Annotated in this window: 12 protein-coding genes and 2 tRNA genes; 4 read left to right on the top strand and 10 right to left on the bottom strand. The window is 50.4% G+C overall.

Going from position 1 to position 10,900, the window contains the following annotated elements; all coding sequences use genetic code 11:
- Nucleotides 1-20: 20 nt before the first annotated feature.
- The 3 genes from D1831_RS13020 to D1831_RS13010 all read right to left on the bottom strand — a co-directional run bounded on the left by D1831_RS13020 (nucleotide 21) and on the right by D1831_RS13010 (nucleotide 1,209).
- The gene (locus tag D1831_RS13020) at nucleotides 21-743 is read right to left on the bottom strand and encodes a hypothetical protein (RefSeq protein WP_125073300.1); all 723 of its coding nucleotides are present in this window, start codon (nucleotides 741-743) and stop codon (nucleotides 21-23) included.
- On the bottom strand, nucleotides 715-978 hold the full coding sequence (locus tag D1831_RS13015; protein WP_125073299.1) for a structural protein: 264 nt from the start codon (nucleotides 976-978) through the stop codon (nucleotides 715-717). Before D1831_RS13015 ends, D1831_RS13020 begins: the two co-directional genes overlap by 29 nt.
- 158 nt (nucleotides 979-1,136) lie before the next feature.
- Nucleotides 1,137-1,209 (bottom strand) — tRNA-His (locus tag D1831_RS13010).
- Nucleotides 1,210-1,352: 143 nt separating this feature from the next.
- Here D1831_RS13010 and D1831_RS13005 point away from each other — a divergent pair.
- Nucleotides 1,353-1,436: transfer RNA gene (locus D1831_RS13005), tRNA-Leu, on the top strand.
- Nucleotides 1,437-1,650: 214 nt separating this feature from the next.
- Here the strand turns inward: D1831_RS13005 and D1831_RS13000 are convergent.
- Nucleotides 1,651-3,918, bottom strand: coding sequence for an ATP-binding cassette domain-containing protein (locus D1831_RS13000; protein ID WP_125073298.1), 2,268 nt, complete (start codon nucleotides 3,916-3,918; stop codon nucleotides 1,651-1,653).
- Between the two features lie 81 nt (nucleotides 3,919-3,999).
- Entirely contained in the window at nucleotides 4,000-4,287 is a 288-nt protein-coding gene (locus D1831_RS12995; RefSeq protein ID WP_125073297.1) for a hypothetical protein, read from the bottom strand.
- 118 nt (nucleotides 4,288-4,405) lie between these two features.
- Between D1831_RS12995 and D1831_RS12990 the strand changes: the two genes are divergently transcribed.
- From D1831_RS12990 to D1831_RS12980, 3 genes are all read left to right on the top strand, one after another.
- Nucleotides 4,406-4,918, top strand: coding sequence for a hypothetical protein (locus D1831_RS12990; RefSeq protein WP_125073296.1), 513 nt, complete (start codon nucleotides 4,406-4,408; stop codon nucleotides 4,916-4,918).
- Between the two features lie 113 nt (nucleotides 4,919-5,031).
- The gene (locus D1831_RS12985; protein ID WP_125073295.1) at nucleotides 5,032-5,508 is read left to right on the top strand and encodes a MarR family winged helix-turn-helix transcriptional regulator; all 477 of its coding nucleotides are present in this window, start codon (nucleotides 5,032-5,034) and stop codon (nucleotides 5,506-5,508) included.
- A gap of 416 nt (nucleotides 5,509-5,924) precedes the next feature.
- Complete coding sequence (locus tag D1831_RS12980; RefSeq protein ID WP_125073294.1) at nucleotides 5,925-6,617, top strand: CPBP family intramembrane glutamic endopeptidase; 693 nt, start codon at nucleotides 5,925-5,927, stop codon at nucleotides 6,615-6,617.
- Between the two features lie 78 nt (nucleotides 6,618-6,695).
- Here D1831_RS12980 and D1831_RS12975 read toward each other — a convergent pair whose 3' ends face one another.
- The 5 genes from D1831_RS12975 to D1831_RS12955 form a co-directional block, all read right to left on the bottom strand.
- Nucleotides 6,696-7,568, bottom strand: a complete 873-nt coding sequence (locus tag D1831_RS12975) for a DnaD domain protein (protein WP_125073293.1) — start codon at nucleotides 7,566-7,568, stop codon at nucleotides 6,696-6,698.
- A 110-nt stretch (nucleotides 7,569-7,678) separates the two neighbouring features.
- Nucleotides 7,679-8,050, bottom strand: coding sequence for a hypothetical protein (locus D1831_RS12970; protein WP_125073292.1), 372 nt, complete (start codon nucleotides 8,048-8,050; stop codon nucleotides 7,679-7,681).
- A 158-nt stretch (nucleotides 8,051-8,208) separates the two neighbouring features.
- Nucleotides 8,209-8,553, bottom strand: coding sequence for a hypothetical protein (locus D1831_RS12965; RefSeq protein ID WP_125073291.1), 345 nt, complete (start codon nucleotides 8,551-8,553; stop codon nucleotides 8,209-8,211).
- A 163-nt stretch (nucleotides 8,554-8,716) separates the two neighbouring features.
- Nucleotides 8,717-9,484: a LytR/AlgR family response regulator transcription factor gene (locus tag D1831_RS12960; RefSeq protein WP_125073290.1), complete on the bottom strand. Its 768-nt coding sequence runs from the start codon at nucleotides 9,482-9,484 to the stop codon at nucleotides 8,717-8,719.
- Nucleotides 9,485-9,491: 7 nt separating this feature from the next.
- A complete protein-coding gene (locus D1831_RS12955; protein WP_125073289.1) occupies nucleotides 9,492-10,754 on the bottom strand; it encodes a sensor histidine kinase in 1,263 nt (420 codons plus the stop codon).
- Nucleotides 10,755-10,900: the final 146 nt, after the last annotated feature.

Genomic DNA, 10,900 nt, shown 5'->3' with positions numbered 1-10,900 from the left:
CTTTAATATCTACGCTTAGATCATTTATCTTCATCGAGTATTCCCAGCTTTCCGCGATTAATGATTATAACCTTCCTCATCTGTGGATTATACCACCCATGAACACCAAGTTGCATGGCAATGTAGTCAAAAAAGTTTATGCCATCTCGTGGAACCGGATACTGCTTAATACCAAGCGTCCGCATTTGCTCTAATAGTTCACTCATAAAATCTAATTGGTTAATAATTACTGCATCAGACTTGATAACTGCCGTAACCAGCTCATTGTTTTCGGTTGCATATTTTTCAGCAGTTTTACCAAAGTCTTTACCAAAGTATATCCCACGTCCATTTCGGGACTGGAACTTTGTAGAATATTCCAGTGGCCCACGTAATAACTGATATTTACGATCGGTATAATGATAAATTTTCGCACCATCAGGAATCAACAGAGAATCCTTCCAATTAATAATAGTTGGTTTCACATCATAGCCCAGTTGGTGAGCACAGTCCAACATATTTTGGCGGTATGCCCCGTGATAAATATCGTCCGGTACGTCTGGCCGTGACCGTTTAACTTGAACTATCATGCCTTTAAGCTGAGCAGCGGTTAGCTCACTGATACGGGCAACTGGCTTCTTACTCAACATTTGAGTAATCTCACCATTATTCCAAACCTTTTTGACCGTTTCGTACTCTTTCCGCCAATCAGCATAGGTGACGTTCTTTATTAGCTTACCCTTGCCAGTTTTGGGTCCACGCATCTAACGCTCGCCAACGTCCGGTAAGTCGACAATCCACGGAACCGTAGTACAGCGACAACGGCATGATCAGTGGGTAATTAATTCCCGGTTTACGATCCTTTACTGCAAAATGCGGGCCGTCAAGGCGTCCGTAAACGTCGCAAGTGTGGCTTTCTAAAGTAGCCATGTACTCGTACACATCAATGTCACTTTCGTCGTAACTCTTAGCGGTAGCTTCTTCTTGAACGTGGCCCATTCAGACTGAACAATGTTATGACTTTGGTCGCGCTTCACATCTTGAAATTGAGCATACATTCGTCGGGCAGCCTTATCTGGCTCCCAACGAATTAATCCTCATCAACACCAGTTGACAAAGAGACATAAAAAAAAGACCCACAACTGGGTCTTCGTAAGGGCGGTAGGTGGGAATCGAACCCACGCGTGCTGGATCCACAAACCAGTGTGTTAACCACTTCACCACTACCGCCATCAACACAATTTAGTATACACTATTTTAACGGTCTGCAAAGTCCTTTTTAGTAAGTTCTCAATTTTTTTTGCATAAATATAGAAAAAGGTTTCTTTTTGTCGGATTTTTGGTTATAATTAATGATGTTGTTAAATATTCATGCCCCAGTGGCGGAACTGGCAGACGCGCAGCGTTCAGGTCGCTGTATTGGCAACAATGTACAGGTTCGAATCCTGCCTGGGGCATTAGTGTTAACACGAGTAAAAGAAAAGCCACGACAAACGTTAATTTGTCGGGCTTTTTTATTGGCTTCAGCCAGCACAAAACCAGCACCTAAACCACCCGGTGTGGTGTCATTTAGGCGCTGGTTTTTTCGTAAAGTCCCCCGCTTAACCCCACGTTTCTAAAAAGGCCCCCTAAACTGAACAAGCTTGTTCAGTTTAGGAGGCCTAATTTTAATTATTCCGCGTTGATCCAATCCTTTAAGGCCGCGCCGGTCCGCGACGTAGCGACTTGCACCGCGTTGCGCGGCGTACCGCTGTACATGATCTGACCGCCGTACTGGCCGGCGTCCGGCCCCACGTCGATCAACCAGTCGGCCTGACTGATCACCGCTAAGTTGTGTTCAATAATAATTAACGAGTTTCCGGCCGTGACGAGTTGATCAAACAGTTTTAATAACCGTTCGGTATCTTGTAAATGTAAGCCGGCGGTCGGTTCATCCAACAGGTAAACCGTCCCGCGCTTGCCGAGTTCAACGGCGAGTTTTAACCGTTGGAGTTCACCCCCCGACAAGGTCGTTAACGGCTGGGCCAGCGTCAGGTAGCCTAACCCGACCCGGTCCAAGTCGTTCAACTGGGTCGCAACTTTAGGCGTCTCGGCGAAAAATTCCCGGGCCGCCGTGACCGACAGCTGTAACACGTCCGCGATGGTTTTCCCGTGGTAGCGGTACCCCAACGCGGTCGCGTTATAGCGCTGACCGTGACACAGTTCGCAAGTTTGAACGACCGGGTCCATGAAGGCCATGTTGGTGATGGTCACGCCCTTACCCTTACAACGCGGGCAAGCGCCCTTACCATTGTAACTAAACCAGCTGGTGGCGACCCCGTTGGCCTTGCCGAATAACTGGCGAACGTGGTCTAAAATGCCTAAATACGTCGCCGGCGTGGAGCGGATGTTGATGCCGACCGGCGTTTGGGCTAAGTCGATGTAGTCCCCGGTCAACTGGCGTTTTAGCGCCGTGACCAGCGAACTTTTCCCGGAACCGGCGACCCCCGAGATCACCGTCATGACGCCGAGCGGAATCGCCACGCTGACGTCCTTTAAGTTGTTATCCCGGACGTTTTTCAAGGCCAACTGGCCACTGGCCGAACGCTCTTGCCGCCAGTGGTGCGGTTTGCGCAGCCAGTTACCGGTCAGCGTATCGGAACGTAACAGCTCCGGGTACGTCCCGGTAAAGGTGACCTGACCGCCAGCCCGACCCGCTTGCGGGCCCATTTCCACCACGTAATCGGCAAAACTGAACATCGCCGGGTTGTGTTCCACGATCAAAATCGTGTTCCCCTTGTCCTTCAACTTGGTCAGCGCCCGCTTGATCAACTGAATGTCGTGCGGGTGCAGGCCTACGCTGGGTTCGTCCAAAATGTAGACCATGTCGACCAGCGCGCTGGTCAGGTACTTGGCAATCTTGATCCGCTGGGCTTCCCCGCCGGACAGCGAGCTGGTCCCGCGGTCCAACGTCAGGTAGTCCAGACCAATGTCGACGAGCGACTGGATCTTAGTGGTCAATTCCCGTACCACGTCAGTTGCGAGCGGCGCGTCGATGGCGTTTAGAAAACTTAGCACGTGTTTCAGGTCCATCGCGCTCACTTCAGCGATGTTCTTCCCGTTGATCCGGTTGGTCAAAACTTCCGGTTTCAGGCGGGTCCCGTGACAAGCCGGGCACGGTTTACGGGTGACGATCGCCGCAATCGCGTCGCGGTGGTGCTGAGCTTCCTTTTTCCCAATAATTGAACGCCGAATTCGGGGAACGACCCCTTCGTACAGCGCCGTGCGGGGAAAGCCTTCCCCGGGATGGGCGAGTTTTTGTTGTGGCGCGTGCATCAGCAGGTCGTACTCGGCGGCCGTGTAGTCCTTGATGGGCTTGTCGTCGTCAAACAGCCCGCTGGTCGCATAGCGTCGCCACCGCCACGTATCCGGCGAAAAGCTGACAAAGGTGATGGCGCCCTGATTCAGCGACTTTTCGGGGTCAATCAGCTGACTTTCGTCAATGTCGTCCACGTAACCGAGCCCCTGACAGGTTGGGCACATCCCCTGTGGCAGGTTAAACGAAAACGTGTCGGAGTAGCCGATAAACGGTTGCCCCACCCGCGAAAATAAGAGCCGTAACAACGAATAGATGCCGGTGTAGGTCGCCAAAGTTGAACGGGCGTTTTTACCGAGCCGCTGCTGGGCGATCACGATGGCCACCGGTAAGTGGTCGATTGCCGCCACGTGCGGCTGGCCGTACTTGGGGAGGTACTGTTGGGTGAAACTCGGAAACGTTTCGTTCAGTTCACGCCGGGACGCCGCGGCAATCGTATCAAATACTAGTGACGACTTACCGGACCCCGATAAACCGACGAACACCGTGGTGGCGTATTTAGGAACCTTTAAATTAACGTGTTTTAAATTATTTTGCTGGGCGTCTTGAACGTCGATAAAACCGTGGGTAAATTCCGTTTGCATACTGACCCCTTCCCGTGCGCCGAAGCGCACCACTAAAAAAAGGACTGAAACCGAAGTTCAACCCTTTGTTTAAAATCTGAACTAAACGGACTCGTCGACCAGTTTCACGACCGTCCCGTAACCGGTAACGACCAAAAACCGCGGGGCCACGCTCATTTGCGCAATTTCCGTGTTAAAGTTCACGTAAATTAAGCCGTCACCCCCACTTTCTTCGGCTTTTTTTAACAACGCCGGCTTAACTTGTTCGATCAAGTCGTCAAAGCGTTCAAACTGATCAATCCCGTCCGATTCAAACATTAAGTGTTTCGTGACCGAAACGACCCCCTTGATCATGTGGGACCGTTGTAAATCTCCGGTTGTCATAAACATCGTAACCACTCCCTACGTTGTCTTAATTCTACTTGATATTAAGTAAGCTCGCAAACGTTGGCAAATTAATTGACCATTTTTCATAAAAAGACTAAAACGGGAACTAGGGAGTGATATTTTGACAACTGCAACTCAACTTTTACAACAATATACGTTCGAACCGGTCACCACGACCACCAAGTTTGAACAACACACCTTAGCGGTCCAACACCAGGACCGTGCGATCCCGTTTGGCCATTTTAAGCTCCGGCTCAAAAACATTGATAGCCAGCAAGACTACGACCTAGAGTTAAAACAACGTTTACAGCTCACCGCGACGTCCGGGTTCCAGTTACGTTCCCGGCTCCACGGCGTGCGGATCAACCACGCGCACCACGCCGGCAAGGCCAGCTACCAAGTCCACGCGACCTTGGTCGTTAAACGGACCCCGAAGTCCGACCACGACCTGCAGCACGCGAAGGTCAGCGCCGATTGTTTGATCCCGGTCAGCCAGCACGTGGCCAAAACGTTACCCGACCAAGTGCCGCTCTACGTCTTCACGGATAGTCACAAACTGACCATTAACCAGACCGCGATGGCAAAACTCTTCTTGAAATGTGTCGGCAACGACGCCCTTGCTTTCGCCAGCTAACCAACCGTTTATAATTATTTGCATTAAATCTTATAAGTATGACGGATATTTATTGCATTTAGCTAATTAATTGCGTACAATGTACTAGAAAGAAATCAAGGAGGTCAGTTTTAATGGCAACACCAACTAAAAACATCTTATTGGACGAACAACTGTGTTTCGCCCTCTACACCGCTAGCAAACGGTTTAACCATTTCTACGCCGAAGCTTTAGCGCCATTTAAGCTTACCTATCCGCAGTACATTACGCTGTTAGCTTTATGGGAAAATAGCCCGATGACGGTCCGGGAATTGGGCTCACACGTCAACTTAGACAGTGGTACCCTCACCCCGCTGCTAAAACGCATGCAGACACAGGGATGGGTCGAACGGAAACGCGACGAAAACGACGAACGCCAAGTCAACATTTCGTTGTCGCAAAAGGCGATCGACGCCAAACCGGAAATTTTCGCCCACGTTAATTCGTGCATGGACCTGCTCGGAATGGACGAAAAAACCTATAACGCTACCCGCGACACCGTCAATTTCGCGGCGGAACGGATCAAAAATGCCGACCCGAAAACGGTCAAGTTTACGAGTAACGAACTTTAATTAGCAGTTTAAGCAGACGCCGGATGTTTTGTCCGGCGTCTTTTTTTAGGCAAAAATTATTTTTAACGCAAAAAAAATGACTCTACCGCCAGAAGCAGTAGGGCCAAAGAGTTAGGTTTAAGTACAATATGGGGGATTGTACTTGCTTGTCCATCCACTTTGGGGGAGTAAAATGAACAAGTGTATAACTATTAGGTACAAGAGTATACTATTACATAATTGTGAAGAAAGTGTGAAGATTGGCCCAAAACGGCAAAAAAATATATATTTATTTTTAAATGTATGATTGTTTTCCTATATGTATGACTTGTTTTAACCGTGGGTTGGCGACTAGAAACACCGCTCAATAAATTAGACATGCGAACGCGTGTCTACGCCCCCACCCTGCGGTAGAATGGGGCCGGAGGTGAGTACCAATGGAAATTGTTGACCATGGGTTAAGTTGGCTTTGGCGAACCGTTGTGATGATTGGGCTAATTGGGGGCGTTTTAGTGCCGCCAATGTTACTTAGGTTAATTAACCAATTAAAAGGTGATCCCAGCATGCTCGGCTGGCGCATTGCCCTAGTAGGGCTCTACTTTATCGTGTTTGGGGTCGTGATCCTGGCGGCGGCCAGCGTGACCCGCCATTACACCGGCGAATACCAGTTAAAACGCCTGCAACGCCGCGACTGGGGGCTGATCTTTGGGGGCTACCTGGTGATCATCATCCTCGAAAGCGGCTTTGAAGTCGTCAACCGGCTCTTTTACCACCAAACCCAGACCGCGAATAACGCCGCCATTGAAAACCTAATGGGTGGCAGTCAATTAGCGTTATGGATGATGGGCCTCAGTGCCATTTTTATCACGCCAGTCGTGGAAGAACTGGTGTTTCGCGGGGCGTTGACTAACTTGTTTTTTAAACGCACGGTGTTCAAAATCCTGTTGAGCGGCCTAGTTTTTGGCAGTTTACATAGTAGTTCAACGCTACCGAGTTTTTTGATTTACGTCGTGATGGGCTTGATCTTAGCCACGGTCTACCGTTGTTCGGGTAAAATCAAAGCGTCGATTGTATTGCACTTTGTCATCAACGCCGCGGCCATCAGTCTGATGATTTTACAATTAACCTAAAGCAAGGTCTGAAACGCCATCAAGCTTTGGACCCCGCACCCGTCAACTTTGGACCCCCGTCACGCGCTTTTGGCACTACTACGTTTTAGCGCTCACCGGTTCCCCTAACCGTGCCAGTCGGCGTTGCAACTCCGCCCGTTCCTGTGGCGTTAGCTGGCGGGGTGGCGTCTTAGCCGGAGCCCCACTTGCCGGGTGTTGGGCCCACTTGGGGATAATTTCACGCCGCCGAGTTGCGGTACGTTGCTGGCGGGGACCCGTTTTTTTCCGGGGCATCGCGACGGCGCGCTGTGCTTCGGGCAAGGTGGTCACCGACTGGGCCGCCCAACCCGTCAAGATGGCGCCCACGTACTTGAGCGCCCCGTTTGCCTGGACGTTGTAGGTTCCGGCCGTTTCGATTGCGAACTGAACCAGTTCCGGTTGAAATTGCTCTAACCAGGCGGTCAGCTGCCGGCGGGCAACCACGTTCGGTGCCGGCCACAGTGCGCACCAAGTCGCCAGTACGGGCGTGGACGGGGCAGCGCCCTCCTCTTCATCCCCTTGATCAAGACTTGGTAATTCAGGACTAACTGCGTGAGGACTTAGTAGTATGGGCGTGCCCGGTGCGGGGGCTGCCACCGCCGGTTTTACCGGCTCCGGTGCGGCCGGCGTGGCAGTTGCCCACAGCGGGTGATCCGCTAACTGCCACTCACTTTTAAGCACCCGCCCCTGCGCGTCACGGGCCCGAACGCGGCGCAGGTATCCGTGCACCTGTAACTCCTTTAAGGCGCTGCGTAACGCGTCGCGGCCGTCCTTAGCGTGGGTGACCAGTTCCGTTTCGTAAAAATCCCAGTCGTCGGGCAACGACCACAGGTACATAAACACGCCGCGGGCCTTCCAGCTCAACGTCGCGTCCCGCACGACCCGGTTATCAAACACCGTAAAATCCGTTGTGACCACCTTACTCATTTTCATTCCAAATCCCCTCCGTTAAACAAACGTTGCCTACACTTTATTAACGTTTAACGGAACCCGATTGTGCAAATAACGTCAAAAAAAAGCGCCGTGTCCGCAGACCGGCGTTGCTAGCGTGCCAGGTTGCCAAACCAAACCAATAGCACGTCAAAAATTAAAAATAGCAAGTTAAATTGTAATAACCACCAGTTCATCAAGCCCTTCTCGCGAACCATCCCGGCGACCGATAAGCCCATGCCAATCAACGGGATCAGGCCCCCTTGAAAAATCCGGTACAGCGGCAGGTAGGCCTGTTCGGCGACAAACGCCGGCCCGGTCAGTTGCCCCAGCAACACGAATAGCAAAAATACCCCGATATTTAAAAGCGAGCAGGCAAACGCCGTCTCGGTCAGCGTCCCCATTGATAAGCGAAAATGAAACCCGTAACGCAGGACGACCGTCCCGATGATCCCCACGATCAAAATAATGCCAATAACTAACATGTGTGATTCACGACTCCTTTACCTGTCGTTTTCACCTTACGCTAAAATTCGCACCCCGCCTACCGCTTCACACCAAGCTTAACGTTTTTTTAGCAAAACCTGGAAGCAATAAAAAAGCCTAGACCACGTCTAGGCCGCATCCCAATGATTCATTTTCGCTAACTCTTTGACGCTACCGGTACTTTGAGCACCTTCGACTTTAACCCAACGACTTGAACCACTACTCGCTTTTGACCCTTCACGGACATTCGGACCAAAAAGCGACCACTTTGCTTGTTAGAAATCACCTGACGCACCTTCTTGCCACTCCTAAACGTGACAATCACCCCGTGCTTCGTCCGGCCACTAATGGTCGCGGTTTCGGCGTTTGACTGATAATCCATTTTAGCCACGACTTGGTGATGGCTGTGCCGGTGGTAATCCCCCTGCAAACTATACTCCGAGCCCAAAATTAACAGACAACCGGCAAACACCATTAAGGTCAATGACCAAAATTGTTTCAATCAACGCACCCCCTTCGACCAGTCCCCATAACTGGTCCTTCGATAGTCTTATCATAACCGGGGAAAACGCTGGGAACACAAAAAAGGTGCAAAGCCTAAAATAGCTTGCACCAACGTTAATTCGTTTTCGTGAAAAATAACGGTTTTGTTACATAAGAGTTAATTAACTCAGTTCAACCGACCAGTCGGACTTCTTGATCAGCTGTAAAAGGTCGTGCATCTTCCGAATGGCGATGTCGACGGTCTCGCCGTTTTCAAAGTAACCGAGCTGGTGCTGCTTATCAACACGGACCAGCATCTGCGGGTTGACTAGAAAACTTTTATGGACCCGAAAAAGTTCCGGGTGCGCCACGGTCTCGTCACTGATCTTACCGTTGTACTGAACTAAACGGTCGACTAAGTGCAGCACCAATTTATTGCGACTCGTCCCGGTTTCAATGAAGAGCACTTGGTCCAGCGGTAAATTGAACAGCTGGCCGCCCTTCGAGTAGGAAAACATCGCCTTACTAACAGCGCCCTGCTTAGTGTAGCGGTCGTAGGCGATTCGGATATCGGTTTCGACCTTGGACTTGACCGTGTCGGGACCCAAGTCCTTGACGATAAAGTCCAACGGTTCGATCCGCCGTTCAAAGGTCAAAAAGGCCATTTCCGAGTGGGTCGAAACGAACACGATTTTAGCGTTAACGTCCAGTTCACGGATTTTAGTCGCCAACTCCAACCCGTTCAGCGTCTGGCCCGGGTACTCAATGTCTAAAAAGTAGAGTCCCTCCACCGCGGGCTGACTTTGTAAATAATCCACTAACTGTTGCGCCCGGTCAGTGGCGAGCGTCAGTTCCATGTCAAAATCATTGATCATGATGTGGTTCGCGATGGTCTGCTTTAACGTAGCTAATTGTTCCGGATCATCTTCAACGACAAAAGTTTTTAACACCCTGACTTCACTCACTTTCAATACTAATAATAAATTCAAATCGCTGGCGGGCCCCCAGCTCGTAAGTCACGTTCTCCAGCGGGTCCAGTAGTTCGCGGACGGTGGCTAAGCCCTGCCCGTGACCGGCGCCCTTCGAGGTGTGCCCGGCAACTAGTAAATCGTCCAGCCGTTTGATGGGCTGACGTAACGAATTGGTAAACATTAACTCCACCATCTTCGGATACTTAACGACCGCGACGGCAATTTGACCGTCTGGCTGACCAGTCACCGCTTCAATGGCGTTGTCCAGTAAGATCCCGCTGACCCGCGCCAGCGTGACCGGGTCGATCGCCAAGTGTTCCACCGGCGCGTCGGCTTCTAGCCGGACTTGGATGCCGGCCTGGCGCGCGACGGAAAACTTATTTTGAATGATGGCTTTTAGCGACTTATCCTTGATCTGTTCCAAGTTATCAAAGTGCCCGAAATCCCGGGTCAAACTCTGCTTGGAGCGCGCCACGACCGAATCGAAGTAGTGTTTTAATTCAGGGTCGTGGGCCGTGTTGATGTATTCACTCAACGACAACAGGATATTTTGGTAGTCGTGCCGAAATTTTCTTAAATTTTGATAACTACTTTCAAGATTATCGACGTAAATGTCGTACTGGTGCCGCTCTAACGCTTGGCGGTGCGCCTGTACCCGCATTGTATAGCTATAGAACAGGTAAATAAAGGTCCCGGCGTTGATCATCAAAATCGCGACTAATATGATCATTAAGATTCCTAAAAATCCAGAGCCGATGTTGTAATTATCCGCGGCGGTCGTAATCGCGAAAAAGGCAATGGCGACCACTACCAGGGCACTCACGACCACGTTAAGCATCAGGTCATCCGTGAACTGCCGCGGGTGCCGCTTTTGAATCATTTTAAAGCTGAGGGCCACGGCTAACATGCAGGCCGTGACGATGATTTCACCGACCACTTCGAACAACCAACCGCTCCACTGGTCGAGTCCGAAGTTAAACAGGTGAAAAATCATTTCGGTGGCGTAATTGCCAAAGAAACTGAACAAAATGTAGGCCAGCGTCGCCGTTAAGCTCGTGACGATAAAGTACCGTTTTCTACGAACAAACGCTAACAGCCCTAAGTTCACTAAGAACGTAATAATATCCGAATAATCGTCGTACAGCATGTAAAGTCCGGTTAAGAAGGCCGCCATCAACACGACGGTGGCGTAGACTTTGCGCTGCCGTAATTCGTGGTTCATCAGGATCTGTAAAATAAACACCAACATGACCGAATACCAGTGGTCAAACGCGGCGATGTACCAATAAACGTAGACGATGACTGCACCCCCTCCCCGTATACCGATAGTTCAATACTCTTATTGTAGCGAAAGACATCCCGTTTGTATATTTAGGCAAGCAAAACTTAATAATC

The organism is Lactiplantibacillus garii (genome assembly GCF_003885105.1).
In the GTDB taxonomy this organism is placed as follows: Bacteria; Bacillota; Bacilli; order Lactobacillales; family Lactobacillaceae; genus Lactiplantibacillus; species Lactiplantibacillus garii.
Note: the sequence above shows the minus strand (reverse complement) of the source record. Positions and strands in the feature narration are given on the sequence as shown.